The following is a 22,287-nucleotide window of genomic DNA, read 5'->3' on the forward strand; positions in this document are numbered from 1 at the left end:
GAGCCCCTTTGGTTTAGAAGCCTTGGAACAACATGTCGAGCGCGGCGACGATGTCGTCGTGGTGTCTGGAGAGATTTCCCTCGGCATCAGGCAATTCTGAGGCCATCAAGGCTGACATGAATTGTGTGACCATCACATGATTCCTGCCGTCGATTGCGAAGGTCGGGTTTAGACGGCGGCCCGGAACCGGGGCTATGTCGGGCGGCATCAACGGAATGACGACCCTCGTGGTCAGTCCCTCAAGAAGGTCGGACTGAACATCGAGAAGATAACCGCTACCTTCGGCATTCCGATAGAGATCGTAGAGTGCCATCAAAACAGCCGGTGTTTGGCCAATGGCAGCCCGTTGCGCCTGACATACTCATTGGAGCTTTGAATAGCTTCCTTGTTTTCTTCTTGCCAACGACGCGTCTTTTCCGCCGCAATCGCTTTTGCGATACCTGCCTCTGCGGCGCGGGAGATGTTGATGCCCAACGCCTTGGCGTCTTTGATCAGCTGAGAATCAATGGATGTGTTAACGGACTTTCGCTGAGGTTTTGGCGTCGATTGAAGCATAGAGACCGCCTCCTTTTATGCGCATAATGTAGGCGCATAAAAGCCCGCACGCAATCCTTCACCTCTCCATTTCCTCCCGCAGCATCTCCAGCTCCAGCCACTCTTCTTCAAGCGCGGCCAGCGTGGCGCGCTCCTTGTCGAGGGCGGCGATGGTTTTCTGGAAGGAGGCCGGGTCGCGCTCGTAATAGGCCGGATCGGCGATGTTGTTCTCCAACCGTGAGATCGAAGCCATCACAGCTTCGATTTTCTTGGGCAGGGATTCCAGCGCGAATTTCTGCTTGAACGACAGTTTCTTCGCCGGCCCCTTTGGCGCAGCAGCTTCACTTTTGGTCGTCATTGGCGCATCGCCGTTTTCGGCCTTCGCGCGCGCCCTGCGGTCGTCGAGCCGGGTGCCGCCGCGCTGCGCCAGCATGTCGGAGTAACCGCCGGCATATTCGATCCAGCGGCCGTCACCGTCCGGCGCGATCAGGCTGGTCACGGTGCGGTCGAGGAAATCACGGTCGTGGCTGACCAGGATGACCGTTCCGGCAAACCCGGCGACCAGTTCCTGCAGCAGTTCCAGCGTCTCCATGTCGAGATCGTTGGTCGGCTCATCGAGCACCAGAAGGTTTGCCGGCCGCGCCAGCACGCGCGCCAGCAGGAGGCGTGCCCGCTCGCCGCCGGACAACTCGCGCACCGGGGTGCGCGCCTGCTCCGGCTTGAACAGGAAATCCTTCATGTAGGAGACGACGTGGCGCTGCTCACCATTGATGACGAGGTTTTCGCCGCGACCGTCGGTGAGATACTGCGCCAGCGTCTCTTGCGGGTCGACCGCCTCGCGCTTCTGGTCGAGCGTGGCGATCTCCAGATTGGTGCCGAGCCGTATCGAGCCGGCGTCAGGCTTCATCTCGCCGGTCAGCATCTTCAACAGCGTCGTCTTGCCGGCGCCGTTCGGCCCGACCAGGCCGACGCGGTCGCCGCGCTGGATGCGGGTTGAAAACCCCTTGACCACGGTGAGATCGCCAAAGCTCTTCTCGATGTTCTTGGCCTCGATCACCAGCTTGCCGGATTCGGTAGCGTCGCTCGCCACCATGGTGGCCGACCCTTCGGCGCCGCGATGGCCGCGAAAACGCTGGCGCATGGTCTGCAGTTCGCCGAGCCGGCGCATGTTGCGCTTGCGCCGCGCCGTCACCCCGTAGCGCAGCCAGTGCTCCTCACGCACGATCTGGCGGCCGAGCTTGTGCTGCTCGCGCTCTTCTTCTTCCAGCACGAGGTCGCGCCATTCCTCGAAATGGCCAAAACCCTTGTCCAGCCTGCGGGTCTGGCCGCGATCGAGCCAGACGGTGGCGCGCGACACGCGCTCGAGAAAGCGGCGGTCGTGCGAGATGACGATCAGTGCCGAGGAGGTGCGGATGAGCTCCTCTTCCAGCCATTCGATCACCGACAGATCGAGATGATTGGTCGGCTCATCAAGCAGCAGGATGTCCGGCTCCGGCGCCATGACGCGGGCAAGGGCGGCGCGCCTCGCTTCGCCGCCCGAAAGATCGTTCGGCCGCTCCTCGCCCGACAGGCCGAGATGCTCCATCAGATAGCTGGCGCGGTAGGGATCGTCGGCGGGGCCAAGTCCGGCCTCGACATACGCGCGAACGGTCGCAAAACCCTCCATGTCGGGCATCTGCGGCAGGTATCGAACGGTTGCCGAAGGCTGGCGGAACACCTCGCCGTCCTGCGGCTCGATCAGGCCAGCGGCGATCTTCAGCAGCGTCGACTTGCCGGACCCGTTGCGGCCGACCAGGGCGATCTTGTCGCCGGCCGAAGCGGTCAAGGCGGCGCCATCGAGCAGCGGCGTGCCGCCAAACGTCAGCTTTATCCCGTCGAGGTTGAGAAGGGGCGGGGCCATGTCAGCTTTCAGGTAAGGGATAGGGATGAGCGAGCAGCATCGCGCGGCCATGATCCAGCGCGATTTCGAGGTGGCCCTTGACCTCGTTGGAGATGGTCAGCGACGAACCGAACGCCACTTTGACGTTGTTCAGCGGCCATTTGGCGCCGGTGACGGTCAGGCCGGCAAGCTCGGAAAAGCCGAGTACCGAAAACAGCGTGCCGTCGGCATAGTCGAAGCCAGCCGTTCCGTGCGGCAGGGGAACGCCTTCCTGGGCGCCGCTGGTCAAAAGCACATCAGTTCCGGCCTCGGCCAGCCGCAGGGCTAGCGCCAGATGCAGGAAAGCGTGATCGGCGCGCTTGCCGCCGAAGGCGCCGGCGAGCACCAGGCTGGTCGCACCGCGCTCCAGTGCGGCGGCGATGGCCAGTTCGCCATCGGTCTGGTCCTTTTCCGCCGGGAAGGTCCGGCGCGCCACGGAAGCGAGATCGTCAGGCAGGTTGGCCGGCACCGAATCGAAATCACCCACCCACAGCTCCGGCACGAGACCCAGCAGCCGCGCATGGCCGATGCCGGCGTCGGCGGCGATGACGCGGGAGCCTTCGACCTGGCGGTCGAGCCGTGGCGTGCGGATGAGATCGCCGCCAAGCAGGATGGTGAATGTGCTCATATCGTGTGGCCCTTACCAGCCCGGCACGGGAAACGGAAGGCGGCAAACTCCCACTTGCGTGGGGGATCGGCCCGGCCTATGTGTCGAAACGCTCTAACGGGGTGCCGGACGCGATCTTCGCGGACCGGCTGAGAGGCAATCTCGCCAACCCGCTGAACCTGATCCGGTTTGTACCGGCGGAGGGATTAGACGTTTCGGACAGTCCGACGCCTCAATTCCTTTCAATTCGAACGAAGGAGGCGCCGATGCGCACGCTTTTATATTCTCTTGTCTCAGCAATGACCGTGGTCCTGTCCGGACCGGCCTTGGCCAAGGACAAGCTCACCGTCTACACCTATGAGAGTTTCACCGCCGACTGGGGTCCGGGTCCCGTGGTGAAGAAGGAATTCGAGGCCGAATGCGGCTGCGATGTCGAATTCGTCTCGGTCGCCGATGGCGTCGCGCTGCTCAACCGCGTCAAGCTCGAAGGCGCGTCGACCAAGGCCGATATCGTGCTTGGCCTCGACACCAATCTTACCGCCGATGCCAAGGCGTCAGGCCTGTTCGCACCGCATGGCGCGGTGACTGACGTCAATGTGCCGGGCGGTTGGAGCGACGACACTTTTGTCCCCTTTGATTACGGCTATTTCGCTGTCGTTTACGACACCGAGAAGCTGAAGACGCCGCCGAAGAGCCTGAAGGACTTGGTCGAAGGCAGTGCCGACGACAAGATCGTCATCCAGGATCCGCGCACCTCGACGCCCGGCCTCGGCCTGCTTCTGTGGGTCAAGTCGGTCTATGGCGACAAGGCGCCGGAGGCCTGGGCCAAGCTCAAGCCGAAGGTGCTGACGGTGACGCCGGGCTGGAGCGAGGCCTATGGCCTGTTCACGAAGGGCGAGGCGCCGATGGTGTTGTCCTACACGACGTCGCCGGCCTACCACATGGTCGCCGAGAACACCGAGCGCTATCAGGCGGCCTCCTTCGAGGAGGGCGAGTATCTGCAGATCGAGGTGGCGGGCATCACCACGACAGGGGCCAAGAATCCGCTGGCGGCAAAGTTCATGGCCTTCATGACCGGACCGAAATTCCAGGATGCCATCCCCGAGACCAACTGGATGTTCCCGGCAGGCAAGACCGACAAGCCGCTCAACCCGGCCTTTGACAAATTGGTCAAGCCAACCAAGACCTTGCAGTTCAGCCCGCAAGAGGTCGCCGCCAACCGCAAGGCCTGGGTGGATGAGTGGCTGGCGGTGATGAGCAAGTAGGCAGCGCGATGACGCCGGCGTATTCCACGGATTCCCGCGTCAGCGCCGGCATTGTCGCGCTCGCCGCAATCGCGCTGCTGATCGGCGGCGCGTTTGCTGGCCTGCTTTTCGAGGGCACCCATGATTTCTCGGGCGCTTGGGCAGCCTTCGATCCCTATCTGTTGCGCGTCATTCGCTTCACGCTCTGGCAAGCGGCGCTGTCGACGCTGCTTTCCGTCGTGCCGGCGCTGTTCGTGGCGCGCGCTCTGTCGCGGCATCCACGCTTCTTTGGCCGCGCCTTCATCCTGCAGCTCTTCGCCGTACCATTGGCGCTGCCGGCCATCGTCGCGGCCCTCGGCATCCTGGCGCTTTATGGCCGCGCCGGCTATTTCGCCGGCGTGCTCGCCGTGATCGGCGGTGGAAGCTGGCCGGGGATCTATGGCCTGTCCGGCATTCTCGTCGCCCATGTCTTCTTCAATCTGCCGTTGGCGACGCGGCTGTTCCTCGAGGCGCTGCAAACGATTCCAGCCGACCAATGGCGGCTGGCGAGCCAGCTTGGCATGTCGGCGCGGCCGGCGTTCCGGCTGATCGAATGGCCGACGCTGCGTGCCGCCATGCCAGGAGTCGCCGGGCTGGTGTTCATGCTCTGCATCACATCCTTCACGATCGTGCTGATACTGGGCGGCGGGCCGGCCGCGACGACGCTGGAGGTCGGCATCTACCAGGCGCTTCGTTTCGATTTCGATCCCGCACGCGCGGTGACGCTGACGCTGCTGCAGATCGCCTTGACCTTTATCGTGGTGCTGGCGCTGACGCGGCTGGGCGCCAATGTGGTCGGCGACACCAACCTGCCGGTCGCGCAACGCCGCTATCTCTCAGTCAACAGAAGCGAGACCTGGCTGAACACCCTACTGATCGTGCTGGCGTTGCTGTTCGTTGTCGCGCCGATGGCGGCGACGGTGATGGCCGGGCTCGGCGCCGATCTCGGCCGGCTGGCTGGCGAGGCCACTGTCCGGCAGGCGACGCTGACCAGCGTGATGCTCGCCTTCCTGTCGGCGCTGCTTTCGGTGACGCTATCGCTGGCGCTGACCATGGCGCGGCGGGCCCTGGCGCTGAACCGCCGGGCTGGCCGCAAGACAGTGCTCGAACACGCCACCGATACCGGCGCCGGCTTTGTCCTGGTCGTGCCGCCGATCGTCGTCGGCGCCGGCTGGTTCCTGTTGCTGCGCCATGTCGGCGATGTCTTCGCCATTGCCCCGGTCATGGTCGTCACCGTCAATGCGGTGATGGCAATGCCGTTCGCCCTGCGCGCCGTCCGTCCCGCCTATGATGCGGCCAGCGAGCGCCACGAACGGCTCTGTGCACAGCTCGGCATTGCCGGCTGGAACCGGCTCACGCTGGTCGACTGGCCGCCGCTGCGGCGGCCGCTCGCCACGGCCTTCGCCTTCGCCATGGCGCTATCGCTCGGCGATCTCGGCGTCATTGCCTTGTTCGGCAGTGATTCCGTGCAGACATTGCCCTACCTTCTCCTGGCGCGGATGGGCAGCTACCGCACCGAGGACGCCGCCGGCCTGGCATTGCTGCTCGGCCTCGTCTGCCTCGCGTTGATCGTGGCGGCGCACTGGCTGGGAAAGGAGAAGGTCCGGGATGCCTGAGGGGGTGGCCAGCGGGCTTGAAAAGGGCGCACCGGTGCGGCTGGACAAGGTGTCGTTCAGTTATGGTAGTCATGGCAGCTATGGCGAAGCGCCGCTTGTCTTCGACGTCGATTTCGCCACGGCAAAGATCAACGCCATCATGGGGCCGAGCGGTTCTGGCAAGTCGACGCTGCTCAATCTGGTCGCCGGCTTCGAGACTCCACAATCGGGCCGCGTGCTGATCGGCGGGGCCGATGTCAGCGCCGAGCCGCCTTCAGCTCGGCCGGTGTCGATGGTGTTCCAGGAAAACAATCTCTTTGCCCATCTTTCCGTCGAGCAGAATGTCGGGCTCGGCCGCTCGCCATCCTTGCGGCTGACAGAAGCGGACCGCGCCGCGATCGCCGGGGCGCTCGCGCGTACCGGTCTTGCCGGCAAGGAACGACGCCTGCCGCGCGAACTCTCCGGCGGGGAACGCCAGCGCGTCGCCCTGGCCCGGGTGCTGGTGCGCGACCGGCCGGTGCTGCTGCTCGACGAACCCTTCGCCTCGCTCGGTCCGGCGCTGCGTGACGACATGCTGGAGCTGGTCGCCGCCGTTCATGCCGAGCGGGGCATGACGATACTGTTCGTCACCCACCAGCCCGAAGACGCCCGCCGTATCGGCGAGCACATGGTGTTTCTGGACAATGGGTTGGTTGCCGCAACCGGCAAGGCGGATGATTTCTTTGCCGGGGCTGGCCCGGAAGCGTTCCGGCGCTATATCGGCGCAGGTGCCGGGGGTGCCGTATCACGAGATGTTGCCCGGAAGCGGACATAATTTACGGTCAAACCGGTTCCGGGCGATGTGGCGCTTGCTTGCCATGACTGGAGGAGTGTGGCTAGGTCCGCCCTACTGGTCCGGCACAGGACGTGATTTGCCTGCAGTATCCGCCGCCCGCCCCTGGGGGACGTGCAACGGATACTGCAGCAGTTTGAGATATGGCGCATGACACATTCCGAAGATCGCCCCCGATTTTCGTGATCATGCGCCGGGACCCGAAAGGAAGCCGTTCTGGCGATCGGCGCTAACACATTAGGAATGAAGCCGCTGGCGCGCTTTCTTGCGCTGGCCGGCTTTGCCGTGGCGCTGGCGAGCTGCCAGATGTTCACGCCGCCGGAGGTCCAGGAGTCCGGCTTCCAGCCTTCCGACAAGCCGATCACGGTCGACAATGTCGGCGCCAACAACAAGCTCGCAGAATTGGCCAAGGCGCAGCATCCGCGCATCCTGGCGACCTATGGCGGCGAATATTCCGACCCGAAGCTCGAGCGCATGGTCGCCAAGGTGGTCGGCAATCTGACCGTGGTCTCGGCCAACCCGACGCAGACCTATCGCATCACCATCCTGAATTCGCCCAACGTCAACGCCTTCGCGCTGCCGGGCGGCTATCTCTACATCACGCGCGGCCTGTTGGCGCTGGCCAATGATTCGGCAGAGCTTGCCGCGGTCATCGCGCATGAGATGGGCCACGTCACCGCCAATCACGGCCTGCAGCGCCAGCAGCTCGAGGCCGAAGAAGGCCTGGCGACCAAGGTGGTTTCCGATGTGCTCGGCGACAGCCCGACCGCCAAAGCAGCGCTGATCCGCGGCAAGCTGAGGCTGGCACAATTCTCGCGCAACCAGGAGCTGGAAGCCGACGCCATCGGCATCAAGTCGATCGGTGAAGCCGGCTACGATCCTTTCGCCGCCGGCCGCTTTCTGCAGTCGATGTCGGCCTACACCGATTTCCGTTCGATCAGCGGCGCCACCGATGCCAGCCTCGACTTCCTGGCCACGCACCCCAACACGCCGCAGCGCATCGATCTGGCGCAGCGCCATGCCCGCCAGTTCGGCGCGCCCGGCTTCGGCACGCGCGACCGCGATTCCTTTCTCGCCGGCATAGACGGTCTACTCTATGGCGACACGCCCGAGGAAGGCTATGTGCGCGGCGAAACCTTCCTGCATCCGGGCCTCGGCGTGTCCTTCTCGGTGCCGCAGGGCTTCATCATCGACAATTCGGCGGCGGCAGTGACGGCAACCGGTCCCGGTGACATGGCCATCCGCTTCGACGGCGTCTCGATCGACAAGAACCGCGCGCTCACCGACTATATCCGCAGTGGTTGGGTGGCCGGTCTCGACGACAGCACCGTCAAGCAGGAAACCATCAACGGCAACGAGGCGGCGACAGCGCACGCCGGCGCCGAAGGCTGGCAGTTCGACATCGCCGTGATCCGCGCCGGTGGCCAGGTCTACCGGCTGCTGACCGCTGCCCCTTCGGCCAGCACCTCGCTGGACACCGTGGCGCGTTCGGTCAGCGGCTCGTTCCGAATCCTCAGCGCTGCCGAAAAGGCGGCGCTGAAGCCGCTGCATATCCGCGTCGTCACTGTCCAGCCAGGGCAGACGATGGGTTCGCTCTCGGCGCAGATGGTTGGCGTCGACCGCAAGCTCGATTTGTTCCGCGTGCTCAATGCGCTGTCGCCGGGCGCCGCGGTTTCGGCCGGCGACAAGGTCAAGATCGTCACCGACAAATAAGCTCGTCGCGAGTTGCCGGATGTCTGACACCGTCGTCCTTGCTTCAGCAGATCGGGGGCGTCAGGAGATCAGGCGGCCGTCGCCATGAACTCCGGGTTCTGCTTCACCAACGCCACCTTGAGCTTTTCCATGGCGCGCGCCTCGATCTGGCGGACACGTTCCTTGGAAATGCCGAGCGTCTCGCCGAGCGCTTCGAGTGTCGCGCCCTCGTCGTTCAGCCGGCGTTCTTCGATGATCCTCAGCTCACGCGCGTTGAGCGCGCGAAGCGCTTCCCTCAGCCAGAGCGAGCGGCGCGCGACATCGATTTTGTCGCCGACGATCTCGTCGGGCAAGGGATCGTCCGAGACAAGGAAATCCATCCGCTCAGTCGAACCCGCATCGTCGGCAATCGGCATGTTGAGCGAGGAGTCGGGTGCCGACAGCCGCGAATCCATCATCGCCACATCGGCTTCGGAGACGCCGAGTGCCTCCGACACTTCGCGATAGAGCGTTGCGTTGGACAGCGGCTCGGCGCCATTCGCCAGCCGCGCGCGCAGGCGTCGCAGGTTGAAGAACAGCGCCTTCTGCGCCGAGCTGGTGCCACCGCGCACGATCGACCAGTTGCGCAGGATGTAGTCCTGCATCGAGGCGCGGATCCACCACGTCGCATAGGTCGAGAACCGCACCTCGCGCTCGGGCTCGAAGCGGGCGGCGGCTTCGAGCAGGCCGACATGACCCTCCTGGATCAGATCGCCAAGCGGCAAGCCGTAATGGCGGAATTTGGAGGCCATGGAAATGACCAGCCGCATATGGGCGACGGTGATGCTGTGCAGCGCGTTCTGGTCGTTGTCCTCTTTCCAGAGCAATGCCAGCCGATGCTCCTCGTCACGTTCGAGGTAGGGGGCCCTCATTGCCGCGCGGACCATGATCCGTCCTGCCGTGTCTTCCATCATGAGGCGCTCCCTGGGCGATGCGGATGACTTTGCAAACTTGGCTGGCGCCCGGGTTGAAATGGCGGCGTCGTGCCCTAGAACAGCCAGAACGTGCCATGCAGGGGAATGGTTCCCTGGCCGGCGCCGCGCCTGACGCGCTGTCCAGACGGCTTGCGGGATGGTCTGGAATGGCGCCGACTCTCGTCGAAAAAGCAGAATCTTGAGTATCCGATTTCAAGAGCGGTTTGTTTTTGAAATTTCATTCCTTATTTTCTTGCCTTGCATCTGCCAGTTTCCAGCGCTCACAACATGCCGGATATCCGGCCAAGGACGGGATCACAGAAAAATGAAATGGCTCAAGTCGCTCATCATCGCCGGAACGCTGCAGGCTCTGGCTGTCACCGCAGGCCATGCCGGCGCCAATCTCGACCAGATCAAGCAGGCCGGGGCCATCAAGATCGGCACGGAAGGCACCTATGCGCCATTCACCTATCATGACACTTCCGGCGCGCTGGTCGGCTTCGACGTCGAAATCGCCAAGGCGATCGCCGACAAGCTCGGCGTCAAGGCCGAGTTCCTCGAAGGCAAGTGGGACGGGTTGATCGCCGGTCTCGACGCCAATCGCTATGACGCCGTCATCAACGAAGTCGGCATCACCGACGCCCGCAAAGCCAAGTACGACTTCTCCGATCCCTACATTGCCTCCAAGGCAGTGCTGATCGTGCGCGGTGACAACACCGACATCAAGAGCTTCGCCGATCTCAAGGGCAAGAAGTCTGCGCAGTCGCTGACCTCGAATTTCGGCAAGCTGGCCGAAACGAACGGCGCCGAGCTGGTCGGCACCGATGGCTTCGACCAGTCGATCCAGCTGCTTCTGACAGGCCGTGCCGACGCGACGATCAATGACAGCCTGTCGTTCCTCGACTTCAAGAAGCACAAGCCCGACGCCAATGTGAAGATCGCCGCGCAAGAGGAAAACGCCGACTATTCCGGCGTCATCGTGCGCAAGGGCGATCCGGAGCTGGTCGCGGCGATCAACAAGGCGCTGGCCGACATCAAGGCCGACGGCACCTACAAGAAGATCGCCGACACCTATTTCGGCCAGGACGTTTCGAAGTAATCTAATGAGGTGGGCCGGTCTCCGGCCACGAGAGATATCGAGCGGCGAGCCGTCTTTGACGGCCCGCCGCTTTTGTCGTGATATGGCTGACGCATTCGCGTCTTGACCAACTGCCTCGACCAATTTGGAGGGTCTTACGTGCCGCACTGGCTGCAACTGATGCTGGAGTCGCTGCCTTCGCTCCTGTGGGCGGCGCTGATCTTCACCGTGCCGCTGACGCTGTTGTCCTTCGCTCTTGGCTTGACGGTCGGCCTGGGTGCAGCACTTGCCCGGCTGTTCGGGCCGAAGCCGCTGGTCGCGCTTGTGCGCTTCTATGTCTGGATCTTCCGCGGCACGCCACTTTTGGTGCAGCTGTTCCTGATCTTCTACGGCCTGCCGTCGGTCGGCATCCTGCTCGACGCCTTCACGGCGGCGTTGATCGGCTTCACGCTCAACATCGGCGCCTACACGTCGGAAATCATCCGCGCGGCAATAGGCTCGGTGCCGAAAGGCCAGTGGGAAGCCGCCTATTCGATAGGCATGACCTGGAGTCAGGCGATGCGGCGCACCATCCTGCCGCAGGCCGGCCGGGTCGCGGTGCCGCCGCTTTCCAACACCTTCATCTCGCTGGTCAAGGACACCTCGCTGGCCGCCGCCATCACCGTGCCGGAGATGTTCCAGGCGGCGCAGCGCATCGTCGCCACCACCTATGAGCCGCTGATCCTCTATGTCGAGGCGGCGATCCTCTATCTGGCGTTGAGTTCGGTGCTGTCGGCCTTGCAGACGCGGCTGGAGACCCGGCTCAATCGCTATGGCGGCTTCCTGGAGGCACGCTCATGATCGGCCTTACCAAAATCGAGAAGCGCTTTGGCGACAATCTCGTGCTGAAGGGTGTGACGGTCACCATTGCCGAAGGCAACGTCACGGCGCTTGTCGGCCCTTCGGGCGGCGGAAAAAGCACCCTACTGCGCTGCATCAACCTCCTGGAGATCCCGACCTCGGGCAGGGTGCGTATCGGCGACGAGACGCTCGAATTCCACCCTGGCGGCAGGGTTCCGGCCAGGGATATCCAGCGCCTGCGCCTGCAGACCGGCATGGTGTTCCAGAACTTCCAGCTGTTTCCGCATCGCACCGCGATCGAAAATGTCATGGAAGGGCTGGTGACGGTGCTGAAATGGCCGCCTGAGAGGGCCCGCGAGCGGGCGCTGGCTTTGCTGGAGAAGGTGGGCATGGCACACAAGGCCGATGCCTGGCCGGCGACGCTGTCCGGCGGCCAGCAGCAGCGCGTGGCGATCGCCCGCGCCCTGGCTCCGTCGCCGAAAGTGCTGCTTTGCGACGAGCCGACCTCGGCGCTCGACCCGGAACTGGCGCAAGAGGTGGTCGACGTGCTCGGCAAGCTCGCCAGCGAAGGCACGACCATGGTGATGGCGACACATGATCTGCGCCTCGCTTCCAAGATCGCCCAGGAAGTGGTGTTCCTGGACGCTGGCGTCATCATCGAGAAGGGGCCGGCCGCGGTGCTGTTCAACAACCCTGAGCAGCAACGGACCAAGCGCTTCATTGCGACGCTGAAGCAGGAGGCCATGAGGGAAGGTGGCGGCGAGGTGTAAGCGCTGCCTTCGGTTGAGCGTCACGCCAGAAAGCAAAAAACCCGGCGCGAGGTCGGGTTTTTCATGAATTCAAAGGCGAAAAAGCTCAGGCAGCTTCTTCCTGCTCGGCTTCCTCATTGTCGGCCTTGGCGCCACGCTTAGGGCCCTTGTTGAGGTTGACCTCGATCAGGCGCACGGCTTCGGTTTCCGACATGCGGTTGACGGCCGCGATCTCGCGGGCCATGCGGTCGAGCGCCGCCTCGTAGAGCTGACGCTCGGAATAGGACTGCTCCGGCTGGTTGTCGGCGCGGTAGAGGTCGCGCACAACTTCCGAGATCGAGATCAGGTCGCCCGAATTGATCTTCGCATCATATTCCTGGGCGCGGCGCGACCACATGGTGCGCTTGACGCGGGCGCGGCCCTGCACGACCTTCAGCGCGCGCTCGACATAATCCTCTTCCGACAGTTTGCGCATGCCGATGGAGGTCGCCTTGGCGACCGGCACCTTCAGGCGCATCTTGTCCTTCGAGAAGTCGATGACGAACAGTTCCAGCTTGTGTCCAGCAACTTCCTGCTCGTCGATCGAGACGATCTGGCCGACGCCATGTGCCGGGTAGACGATGTACTCGCCGGTCTTGAAACCGTGACGCGCAGCGGTGGACTTCTTCTGCGGGGTGATCGTTGCCATTACGCCCTGAACTCCTTGTTGTGGTACCGGCGTCCTGCCGGCCCGAACTCGCGCGATCGGGGAAACCGATCGTTAGCCGCACAACAGATGAACCCATCGGAAAAGCCGGACCGGCAAACGCAATATTGCGGCCGCCTGGCCCAGATCGCTCTGGTCCGGAATGGGATTTTCACCTTTCAGTGATTTGGGGCGTCTGCGCCATAAATCGACGTTGTGTCACCGGCATGTTTGGCTGATGTAACACAAAAAGTCGGAAGAATCAAGGTTTTGCTGCATACGCGAAGGCCACGGGTCAGCGCCAGCTGTCAAGCCGGTTAATGTGACCTGCCTCTTACCTTGGGTAATACCGGCCTTTGCGGCCGTGTTGTCAATCGCCTTCGCCTGGCTCTGCCGAGAAGTATTTCTCGAACTTTCCGGCCTCGCCGTCGAAGGATTTGGCGTCTGCCGGCGGTTCCTTCTTGGCGGTGATGTTGGGCCATTTCTCGGCGTATTCGGTGTTGACCTGCAGCCATTTGTCGAGGCCCGGCTCGGTGTCGGGCTTGATTGCGTCGGCCGGGCATTCCGGCTCGCAAACGCCGCAGTCGATGCACTCGTCGGGATGGATGACGAGCATGTTCTCGCCTTCGTAGAAACAGTCGACCGGACAGACCTCGATGCAGTCCATGTATTTGCATTTGATGCAATTGTCGGTCACGACATAGGTCATCGGTCGGCTCCGGGACGTCCCATTTTTGTTGGGCTTTTTCCGTCAGGTAACGCCTTTATCGACCGCTTGCAAGGGTAGCCATTGCGGGCGGTGCCGGTGTTTCCGGAATGGAATTCCAGACGGCAGCGCCGGCGGAAGTCAGTCGTGTCCCGCAGAACGTCTTGTTTGCCGGGCTCAGTTCTTGCCTTAGGCGTATCGCTGTCGCAAAACCGCTGCGTACGCTAGGCATCAATCTTCGCCGAGCAGTCGGTCGGTCTGGCGGCGTTCCTTCTTGGTCGGGCGGCCGCTACCGGCCTCACGCAGCCCCGGAATTGTATCAGGAGGGGCTTCGCCCTTCGGTGCGGGCGGTGGCGAGATATCCTCGTAGAGCGTGCGGGCCTCCTCGGCCGGGCCGCGTCGTGCACCGGCGCCGAGCACCTTCCAGATGAAAATGCGCCGCTCAAGCGTGATGGTCAGCACGTCGCCTGGCTTGACCTGATCGGAGGCCTGCGCTGCTTTGTCGCGATTGATGCGGACCCGGCCGGCGATGACCAACTTTGCCGCCAGCGAGCGTGATTTCACGGCGCGCGAGAAGAACAGCCATTTGTCGATACGCTGGCGGCCTTCAGCAACCATCGAAGCGAGCCGGGTTCTACTTCTTCAGCTGGTCGCGCAACGCGGCGAGCTTGGCGAAGGGCGAGTCCGGATCGAAGCGCACCGGGCGCTCCTCGCGCGGCTTCGGCTGGAAGGCGGGCTTGCCGCCTTGCGGACCACCCTTGCCATCCGGCCTGCCACCCTTCCAGTCGGGACGGCCTTCGCGGCGGTCGGGACGCTCGCCTTGCGGCCGGCCCTCACGCCGCTGCTCGCCTTCGGCCTGCGGCTTGGGTTTGAACTTCGAGCGGTCGAAGCGCGGCTTGCCGGCTCCATCGCGCCGTCCTTCATGGGCCGGACGTTCTCCGGGTGCAGCTGCGGCCGGTGCGCCGGCGGCATCCGCAGGCGCATCACTTCGGCCGCGCGCTTGTCCGTTGCGCGGGCGATTGTTCCTGCGGTTGTCGTCGCGGTTGCGCGGGCGCTGTTCGAACCGCCCCTGACGCCACAACAGGATGGGTTTTGGCGCTTCGGCTTCCGGAGCGGGTTCGCCGACGGCTGCTTCAGCCACCGCAGTAGGTTCGTCCGGGACCGCGTCCGTCGCGGGCGCGGCATCCAACACCAGCTCGGCCGGTGCGGCTTCTTCTGCCGCCGCGGCTTCAATCTGGCCAGTCTCAGCCTCTGCCTGCGGTTCAACCGGCGCCGGTTCAGCGGCTTCGGCAGCAGTCTCGGCTACCGGCGCTTCGTCTTGCACGGCTTCGACCGGAGCGTCCGCCTGTTCTTCCACGGCAGGCACAGCAGGTTCGGCCGCAGCGTCCGCGACGATCTCGGCCGCCGTTTCCGAAACGGCCGCTTTGGCCTGCTCGGCTCGTGCAGCCTCTTCCGCCGCAAACTTTGCCACCGCCGCTTCGCGCGCGGCATTGTCCTGTGCTTCGAGCCGCGCCTTGACCTCGACGGCTGGCTTCGGCTCGGCGCGGTAGCCCAAGCCTTTCAGGACTTCTTCCATGTCGTCGGCGGTGGCGCCGAGGATCGACATCATCGGCGGCGTCACCATGAAGGACTGGCCGTCATAGGCGCCATCCGGACGCTGGCCGAGACCGGGCTTCCAGTTGGTCGCCGGACGGATCAGATCGGCCAGCCGTTCCAGAATATCGATGCGCACGGCGCGGCGGCCGAGATTGCGATAGCCGGCAAGCTTGTAGAATGTCTTGTCGAAGGCAGGATCGATGACCACAGAGGTGCGGCCAGAGGCGAGCGCATGGACCACGTCGCCAAAGCCTGGCTTGTCCTTGCCGTCGTTCTTCAGCGCCCACAGCAGCGTCACCAGCCCCGCAGGCGCCGGCTTGATCAGCGCCGGCACAAAGACATGGTAGGCGCCGAAGCGCACGCCAAGTCGGCGAAGCGCGGCGCGGCCTTCCTGGTCGAGCGACTTCATCTCCTCGGCGATGTCGCGGCGGTTGATGAGACCGAAATTCTCGACCAGCTGGAAGGCGATGCCACGGCCGATGCCGGAAATCTGGTCGGCATTCTTCAGGTCGACCAGCGGCTTCAGCAGCGACTCGATCTGGAAATTGACGAAACGTTCGGCACGCGCGGCAACCTTGTCGCGCGCCGGGCCGGTCAGCTGTTCGTCGGCCAGCAGCACCAGGCGCGGCTTCAACGCGTCTTCGCCCGAGACCAGCGTACCGATTGGCGCGCCGATCCAGCGCAGCGTGCCGTCCGAGCCAAGCGCGATGTCGCCATTGGCCGAGGCGCCGAAGCGTTCGGCACGCGCCTCGAACTCGGCGGCCAGCGCCTTCTGCGCGGCGGTGCGCACTGCCTTGGCGTCTTCGCCGCCGGCGGTCTGATCAGCGGTGAAGCGGAACCCTTGCAACTCGCCGACATGGTGGCCTTCGACAAGGACGGTTCCGGTAGGACTAATTTCGGCTTCAGGCATGGTATTTTCTCTAAGGCGCCGCATGAGGACGGAAGTCCTGCGGTCTACGAAGCGTTTCGTCAACCGCTCATGCAGCGCATCCGACAATCTGTCTTCGATTTCGCGCGTCTTTTCCTGCCAGTGTGCCTGATCGGCCAGCCAGCCGGGCCGGTTCGACACGAATGTCCAGGTGCGGATCTGGGCAATGCGATGCGACAGCGTGTCGATATCGCCCTCCGTTGTGTCGGCGCGGCGCACCTGCTCGGCCATGTAATTCTCGTCGACATGGCCGTGGCGTGCGAGGTCCGTGTAGATCGAAGCAATGAGGTCGGCATGCTGGGCCGGCGCGATCTTGCGGTAGTCGGGCAGCGCGCAGGCTTCCCACAGCAGCGCCACGCGCTTGGCATTGGTGGCGAGTGCGCGGATGTCCTCGTCGCGCGACAGATGCTCGAGTGCCTGCGCGTCGACGGCAGGCAATGCCCGCGTCAGGCCCTCGACCGGGGCGTTGGTTTCAATCGAGCGCTTCAGCGCATCGAGGCTAGCAAAGTCGAAATGCGCGGTGCGCCACTGCAGCACCTTCACCGGATCGAAATCATGGCCTTCGATCTTCTTGATCAGCTCCTCGTCCAGGGGGTCGACCTGACCGGTGACGCCGAAGGTACCGTCGCGCAGATGCCGGCCGGCACGGCCGGCGATCTGGCCAAGCTCGGCCGCCGTCAGGTTGCGATACTGGAAGCCATCGAACTTGCGGTTCTGGGCGAAGGCGACGTGGTCGAGATCGAGGTTCAGGCCCATGCCGATGGCGTCGGTGGCAATGAGATAGTCGACATCGCCGGACTGGAATAGTGCCACCTGGGCGTTGCGGGTGCGCGGCGAGAGCGCGCCGAGCACGACGGCGGCACCGCCTTGCTGGCGGCGGATGAGTTCCGCGATGGCGTAGACCTCGTCGGCGGAGAAGGCGACGATCGCCGTGCGCCGCGGCAGGCGTGTCAGCTTCTTCGAACCGGCATAGGCAAGATGCGACAGCCTTGGCCGCGTCACCACCGAGACCCCCCTCAGCAGGCGCTGCAGGATGCCGTGCATGGTGGCCGCACCCAGCAGCAGCGTCTCCTGGCGGCCGCGCAAATGCAGGATGCGGTCTGTGAAGATGTGGCCGCGCTCAAGGTCGCCGGCAAGCTGCACCTCGTCGATGGCGACGAAGGCGGCGTCGGTCTCGCGGGGCATGGCCTCGACGGTGCAGACCGAATATCTGGCGCCCGGCGGCTGGATCTTTTCCTCGCCGGTGATCAGCGCGACCTTGTGGGCGCCGACCTTTTCGCAGACGCGGGCATAGACCTCACGCGCCAGCAGCCTGAGCGGCAGGCCGATGATGCCACTCTCATGCGCCACCATGCGCTCGATGGCGAGATGGGTCTTGCCGGTGTTGGTCGGCCCAAGCACGGCGGTCACGTCGCGGCCCGACAGGATCAGCGGCTCGGTGTGTTTGGGCTGGATGTTCATTGACCTAGAATAAGGCTTCCGGGACCTGGAAATAAGGCTTTCTGGCCTCTGGTTGTCGGGAGCGTGCCTCAAGTGGCGCGTATGACAGGCGACACATAGGGATTTCGGGCGCGAAGCGAAAGCGGAATGTTCCGCCAGCGGCCAGAAGGTGTTTTTGTCAAGCTCACAATCGGCTGCGGATTAACAGATAGAACGAGTCTGGAACGAATCAGCGACGAATCAGTGACTCCTGCAGATTCAGCTTTTGTTCACGGCTACATGTGGATTTTGCGACCGCGAGTCGCACAACATGCTGAATCGCTGAACTGGCCCGTTTGATGCTAAGAGGGCATTGCCGTTAACCTTTGCCGATGAACGATCATATTGGCTTGGCGCGCCTTGGCCAAGATTATGAAATTGTTGATCTTTCTTAATCGACGTTAAGGAACTGGCAGGCGATTCCGGCTGTCGTCGTTAACGTTCCGCTCAAAGCCGGAACGAATCGGCGACGAATCAGCGATGCCGGAATTTTCTTGGTTTGTTCACCCCAATATCTTGTGTTGTGAACAGCTTATCCACCGAGAATCCACAGGTTGCGAAGCAGCTTTCGCACAGGGCAGCGGGTGGCTGTTAACCTCTGCGTGCCGGATTGGGTCAGCTGCCGTCGCGAGCACGTCAAAGGGATCATGCCGGCAACGAAAAACGGGCCGGTGTGCCGGCCCGTCGATCTCTCCACCTAAATCGCCACGTCGTCAGGCGAAGTATTGGCCGCCATTGGCCGTGATGGTCGAGCCGGTGATGAAGCCGGCATCTTCGGATGCGAGGAAGACGACGCAGCGCGCGATTTCTTCGGGCTCGCCGAGGCGGCCGACGGGGATCTGCGGAATGATACGCTCGTTGAGCACCTTCTCGTCGATCGCCTTGACCATCTCGGTGGCGATGTAGCCGGGGCAGATGACGTTGACGGTGATGCCCGCGCGCGCCCCCTCCTGAGCGAGAGCTTTGCTGAAACCGATGTCGCCGGCCTTGGCGGCGGAATAGTTGACCTGGCCGGCCTGGCCCTTCTGGCCGTTGATCGAGGAGATGGTGATGACGCGGCCGAACTTGCGGTCGCGCATGCCGCCCCACAGCGGATGCGTCATGTTGAAGACGCCGGACAGGTTGGTGTCGATGACCTCTTTCCACTGTTCACGCGTGATCTTGTGGAACATGGCGTCACGGGTGATGCCGGCATTGTTGACCAGCACCGAGACGGGGCCGAGATCGGCCTCGACCTGCTTGATGCCGGCGGCGCAGGCGTCATAGTCGGCGACCGACCATTTGTAGACCGGAATGCCGGTCTCGGCCTTGAATTTCGCCGCCGCTTCGTCATTGCCGGCATAGTTCGCGGCAACCGAATAGCCGACGGTCTTCAATGCGATCGAGATTGCCGCGCCGATACCGCGCGATCCGCCTGTGACGATTGCTACCTTGGTCATGCATTTCCCCTTTTTTGATATCGCCCTGTTGTCGGGCTTGGCAGGCACTGGATACAGAACGGGCGGCTCGCGCCGCCCGGGTTAGTCTTTGTTCAGAGTGCTTCGACGCACATGGCGACGCCCATGCCGCCGCCGATGCATAGGGTGGCGAGGCCTTTCTTGGCGCCGCGCCGGCGCATCTCGAAGACCAGCGTGTTGAAGACGCGGGCGCCCGACGCGCCGATCGGGTGGCCGATGGCAATGGCGCCGCCATTGACGTTGACGATCGAGGGATCCCAGCCCATGTCCTTATTGACGGCGCAGGCCTGGGCGGCAAAAGCTTCGTTGGCCTCGACCAGGTCGAGATCGCCGACCGACCAGCCGGCCTTTTCCAATGCCTTGCGCGAGGCGGGAATAGGTCCGGTGCCCATGATCTGCGGATCGACGCCGGCGGTTGCCCAGGACACGATGCGCGCCAGCGGGGTGATGCCGCGCCTCACCGCTTCCGCTTCGCTCATCAGCAGCGCGCCAGCGGCGCCGTCATTGATGCCGGAGGCGTTGGCGGCGGTCACCGTGCCGTCCTTGTCGAAAGCCGGCTTCAGCTTGGTCATGGCGTCGATCGTGGCGCCGTGGCGGATGTATTCGTCCTGGTCGACGATGGTGTCGCCCTTCTTGCCCTTGATGGTGACGGCGACGATCTCGTCCTTGAACTTGCCGGCCTTCTGCGCGGCCTCGGCCTTGTTCTGCGAGGCGAGCGCAAACTGGTCCTGGTCTTCGCGGGTGATCTGGAATTGACGCGCGACGTTTTCGGCGGTGTTGCCCATGTGATAGCCGTTGAAGGCATCCCACAGCCCGTCCTTGATCATGGTGTCGATCAGCTTGAAGTCGCCCATCTTGACACCGGCGCGCAGGTGCTGGGCATGCGTCGAAAGCGACATCGATTCCTGGCCGCCGGCGATGATCACCTTGGCATCGCCGGTGGCGATCTGCTGCATGCCGAGCGCAATGGCGCGCAGGCCCGAGCCGCAAACCTGATTGAGGCCCCAGGCGGTGGTTTCCTTGGGCAGGCCGGCATTGATCGATGCTTGGCGGGCCGGGTTCTGACCCTGAGCGGCAGTCAGCACCTGACCGAGGATGACCTCGTCGACCTCACCTGGTTCGACACCGGCACGCGACAGCAATTCGCTGATGACGATGGCACCGAGCTCATGCGCCGGGGTGGCGGCGAAGGCGCCGTTGAAGGAACCGACCGGCGTGCGCGCTGCACTGGCAATGACGATGGAAGCGGACATTTTCTTCTCCAGACTTCAAAGGTGTTGTTCTGTCGTTGAGGACTTTTCTTGCCCTTTCCCAACCCCAAGTCAAACCGGAAATAGGCATGGCGCCCATGCGCGGCAAGCAGGTCGCGCCTTGCCGTGGCGGCCATTCGTCCATTGCTGCGCAGCATATTTTGCCCGCTATGCAGCATTTAGTGATCCCGCACTGCACAAACTGCTTGGAATTGTGAGGCTTTTGCGCATATCCTCAAAAAAGGCACAATCGTTATCGGCGGCTTACTCAGAGGCGCGCCGGTGTCCCTGGGAGGATGTAGATGGCCGCTAAAGACGATCCGATCATCATCAAGAAATACGCCAATCGCCGCCTCTACAACACCGGCACCAGCACCTATGTGACGCTCGAGGACCTCGCCGAGATGGTCAAGAAGGGCGAGGAGTTCACCGTCCAGGACGCCAAGACCGGCGACGACATCACGCATCCGGTGCTGACACAGATCATCTTCGAACTGGAGAACAAGGATGGGCAGAACATGCTGCCGATCCCGTTCCTGCGCCAGCTCATCGCCTATTACGGCGACCAGATGCAGATGATCGTGCCGAGCTTCCTCGAACAGTCGATGCTCGCCTTCTCCAAGGAGCAGGAGCGCTTTCGCGAGCAGATGAAGGGGGCGATCGGCAAGTCGCCGCTCGACATGATGAAGATCACCACGCCGATCAAGGCGCTGGAGGAACAAACACGCCGCAACATGGAAATGTTCCAGAATGCGATGCGGCTGTTCACGCCGTTCCCGCCCGCTGGCTCCGCGCCAGCGGCTGCGCCAACGCCCGAGCCGGCCAGGAAGGAAACGCCAGAAAAACCCGACGACCTTCAGGAATTGAAGGATCAGATCGCGGCCATGCAGCGCAAGCTCGACACGATGTCGTGAGCGCTTAGCACTCTCGCGATCTTACGGCAGCACTCCCTCATAGCGGCCGCGCGGCCTGATGACACTTCCGCTTGTTATCTGTTCGACCGTGTGCGCGGCCCAGCCGACGCTGCGTGCGAGCGCAAACAGGCGGAACGGTGCATCGCGCGGCAAGGCAAGGCTGCGCGTCAGGGCGGCCAGCCCAAAGTCGACGTTGGGAAGCGCACCGGTAGCGGCAAGGGCAGCATCGCGCAGCGACGATAGTGTGCCGTCAACCTCGATCACCGACAGCAGCGCCGCTCCTCGGGGATCGCCGTCGGGATATAGCTGATGACCGAATCCCGGCAGCGGCCGGTCATGGCTGAGCCAGCGCCGGATCGTCGCCTCAGCGCCATGTCGCGCCGCATCCTCGGCCAGTTGCATCACCGCCTCGCCGGCGCCGCCATGACGTGGCCCCGATAGCGTCGCGAGCCCAGCGAGCAGGCAAGCGGCCAGCGGCGCGCCGGTCGAGGCTGCGACGCGCGCGGCGAAGGTTGACGCATTCAGTTCATGATCGGCAAGCAGGACAAGCGCGCGGCGGATCGCTTCCGCGCCGCCTGCATCCACCGACCAGTCTTGCGCCAGCCGCTGATGGACCAGATTTGATCCTGCCGGTGCCCCCAGCGCGCCGGCCAGCACGCCGACCGCGTGCGCCGCATCGGCATGCAGAGAGGCGGCGCTGCGCCCAAGCGATGGGCGTCCCTGGTCGGCAAGCACGGCAAGTTGCGTAAAGGCCGCGGCCCGGCCAGCCTGGTGGGGTGCATCGGGTGACGGTGCTTCGAAAGCCACCGGTTCCGGCAAGGCCCACAAGACGGCAGCGGCTTCTTCCAGTGTGGCGTGCCTGGAGAGCGCTGCGGCGTCCTGCCCGCGATAGATGAGCCGACCGTGCGAGACGGTCGAAATCGCCGTTGCGATCGAGGGTTCGCCCCAGGCAATGGCGCTTTCAGCGATGACTGACGGGCTCCGTCCGCGCGCCCGGCGGGTCGCCAGTGCGGCGATATCGTCGGCGCGGTACTGGCTGCGGCGCGGATCGGCGCGGTCGGGCCGCATGCCGATGCGCCCACGGCTGACATAGGCGTACAGCGTCTGTGCCCGCACCTTGAGGCGCTCGAGCGCTTCTTCCCTGGACAACCACTCGGACATATTGGGGGTCTGATATTGATTCTATTGATC

The 22,287-nt window shown here is 63.7% G+C and carries 20 protein-coding genes and 1 riboswitch; of the genes, 8 read left to right on the forward strand and 12 right to left on the reverse strand.

What is annotated here, in order from left to right; genetic code table 11:
* Positions 1–13: 13 nt before the first annotated feature.
* The 4 genes from C8D77_RS16030 to C8D77_RS16045 are packed head-to-tail and all read right to left on the reverse strand — an operon-like array spanning position 14 to position 3,080.
* Positions 14–313 (reverse strand): CcdB family protein, encoded by a 300-nt coding sequence (locus C8D77_RS16030; RefSeq protein ID WP_109664818.1) that lies wholly within the window; start codon positions 311–313, stop codon positions 14–16.
* A complete protein-coding gene (locus tag C8D77_RS16035) occupies positions 313–555 on the reverse strand; it encodes a type II toxin-antitoxin system CcdA family antitoxin (protein WP_109664821.1) in 243 nt (80 codons plus the stop codon). Before C8D77_RS16035 ends, C8D77_RS16030 begins: the two co-directional genes overlap by 1 nt.
* 58 nt (positions 556–613) lie before the next feature.
* Entirely contained in the window at positions 614–2,434 is a 1,821-nt protein-coding gene (locus C8D77_RS16040) for an ABC-F family ATP-binding cassette domain-containing protein (protein ID WP_109664824.1), read from the reverse strand.
* Position 2,435: 1 nt separating this feature from the next.
* A complete protein-coding gene (locus C8D77_RS16045; RefSeq protein WP_109664827.1) occupies positions 2,436–3,080 on the reverse strand; it encodes a thiamine diphosphokinase in 645 nt (214 codons plus the stop codon).
* A gap of 87 nt (positions 3,081–3,167) precedes the next feature.
* Positions 3,168–3,282: riboswitch (TPP riboswitch) on the forward strand.
* Positions 3,283–3,325: 43 nt separating this feature from the next.
* Between C8D77_RS16045 and thiB the strand changes: the two genes are divergently transcribed.
* From thiB to C8D77_RS16065, 4 genes are all read left to right on the forward strand, one after another.
* Entirely contained in the window at positions 3,326–4,324 is a 999-nt protein-coding gene (gene thiB / locus C8D77_RS16050; protein ID WP_109664831.1) for a thiamine ABC transporter substrate binding subunit, read from the forward strand.
* Between the two features lie 8 nt (positions 4,325–4,332).
* Positions 4,333–5,958 carry a thiamine/thiamine pyrophosphate ABC transporter permease gene (gene thiP / locus C8D77_RS16055; protein WP_109664834.1) on the forward strand — a complete coding sequence of 542 codons (1,626 nt, stop codon included), beginning with the start codon at positions 4,333–4,335 and terminating at the stop codon, positions 5,956–5,958.
* Positions 5,951–6,751: a thiamine ABC transporter ATP-binding protein gene (gene thiQ, locus C8D77_RS16060; RefSeq protein ID WP_109664837.1), complete on the forward strand. Its 801-nt coding sequence runs from the start codon at positions 5,951–5,953 to the stop codon at positions 6,749–6,751. The genes thiP and thiQ overlap by 8 nt, the downstream gene beginning before the upstream one ends.
* A gap of 261 nt (positions 6,752–7,012) precedes the next feature.
* Positions 7,013–8,482: a M48 family metalloprotease gene (locus C8D77_RS16065; RefSeq protein ID WP_109664840.1), complete on the forward strand. Its 1,470-nt coding sequence runs from the start codon at positions 7,013–7,015 to the stop codon at positions 8,480–8,482.
* 68 nt (positions 8,483–8,550) lie between these two features.
* On the opposite strand, the gene C8D77_RS16070 is transcribed toward C8D77_RS16065, so the two are convergent.
* Complete coding sequence (locus C8D77_RS16070; protein ID WP_109664843.1) at positions 8,551–9,414, reverse strand: RNA polymerase factor sigma-32; 864 nt, start codon at positions 9,412–9,414, stop codon at positions 8,551–8,553.
* Positions 9,415–9,739: 325 nt separating this feature from the next.
* On the opposite strand from C8D77_RS16070, the gene C8D77_RS16075 reads away from it, so the two are divergent.
* From C8D77_RS16075 to C8D77_RS16085, 3 genes are all read left to right on the forward strand, one after another.
* Entirely contained in the window at positions 9,740–10,513 is a 774-nt protein-coding gene (locus C8D77_RS16075) for an amino acid ABC transporter substrate-binding protein (protein ID WP_109664846.1), read from the forward strand.
* A 138-nt stretch (positions 10,514–10,651) separates the two neighbouring features.
* Positions 10,652–11,332 (forward strand): amino acid ABC transporter permease, encoded by a 681-nt coding sequence (locus C8D77_RS16080; protein WP_109664849.1) that lies wholly within the window; start codon positions 10,652–10,654, stop codon positions 11,330–11,332.
* Positions 11,329–12,102, forward strand: a complete 774-nt coding sequence (locus tag C8D77_RS16085) for an amino acid ABC transporter ATP-binding protein (RefSeq protein ID WP_109664852.1) — start codon at positions 11,329–11,331, stop codon at positions 12,100–12,102. The genes C8D77_RS16080 and C8D77_RS16085 overlap by 4 nt, the downstream gene beginning before the upstream one ends.
* 85 nt (positions 12,103–12,187) lie before the next feature.
* Here the strand turns inward: C8D77_RS16085 and C8D77_RS16090 are convergent, their stop codons facing one another.
* From C8D77_RS16090 to C8D77_RS16115, 6 genes are all read right to left on the reverse strand, one after another.
* On the reverse strand, positions 12,188–12,769 hold the full coding sequence (locus tag C8D77_RS16090) for a CarD family transcriptional regulator (protein WP_013529179.1): 582 nt from the start codon (positions 12,767–12,769) through the stop codon (positions 12,188–12,190).
* A gap of 367 nt (positions 12,770–13,136) precedes the next feature.
* Positions 13,137–13,475 (reverse strand): ferredoxin FdxA, encoded by a 339-nt coding sequence (fdxA, locus tag C8D77_RS16095; RefSeq protein ID WP_013529180.1) that lies wholly within the window; start codon positions 13,473–13,475, stop codon positions 13,137–13,139.
* 228 nt (positions 13,476–13,703) lie between these two features.
* Positions 13,704–14,090, reverse strand: a complete 387-nt coding sequence (locus tag C8D77_RS16100) for an RNA-binding S4 domain-containing protein (RefSeq protein ID WP_109664855.1) — start codon at positions 14,088–14,090, stop codon at positions 13,704–13,706.
* Positions 14,091–14,106: 16 nt separating this feature from the next.
* Entirely contained in the window at positions 14,107–17,457 is a 3,351-nt protein-coding gene (locus C8D77_RS16105) for a helicase-related protein (RefSeq protein ID WP_109664858.1), read from the reverse strand.
* A gap of 731 nt (positions 17,458–18,188) precedes the next feature.
* Positions 18,189–18,914, reverse strand: a complete 726-nt coding sequence (gene phbB, locus C8D77_RS16110; RefSeq protein ID WP_109664861.1) for an acetoacetyl-CoA reductase — start codon at positions 18,912–18,914, stop codon at positions 18,189–18,191.
* Between the two features lie 92 nt (positions 18,915–19,006).
* Positions 19,007–20,185: an acetyl-CoA C-acetyltransferase gene (locus C8D77_RS16115; RefSeq protein ID WP_109664864.1), complete on the reverse strand. Its 1,179-nt coding sequence runs from the start codon at positions 20,183–20,185 to the stop codon at positions 19,007–19,009.
* A 299-nt stretch (positions 20,186–20,484) separates the two neighbouring features.
* On the opposite strand from C8D77_RS16115, the gene phaR reads away from it, so the two are divergent.
* Complete coding sequence (gene phaR / locus C8D77_RS16120) at positions 20,485–21,096, forward strand: polyhydroxyalkanoate synthesis repressor PhaR (protein WP_056586571.1); 612 nt, start codon at positions 20,485–20,487, stop codon at positions 21,094–21,096.
* Between the two features lie 21 nt (positions 21,097–21,117).
* Here the strand turns inward: phaR and C8D77_RS16125 are convergent, their stop codons facing one another.
* Positions 21,118–22,257, reverse strand: coding sequence for a citrate synthase (locus C8D77_RS16125; RefSeq protein WP_109664867.1), 1,140 nt, complete (start codon positions 22,255–22,257; stop codon positions 21,118–21,120).
* Between the last annotated feature and the right edge of the window lie 30 nt (positions 22,258–22,287).

It is taken from the genome of Mesorhizobium loti (assembly GCF_003148495.1).
In the GTDB taxonomy this organism is placed as follows: domain Bacteria; phylum Pseudomonadota; class Alphaproteobacteria; order Rhizobiales; family Rhizobiaceae; genus Mesorhizobium; species Mesorhizobium loti.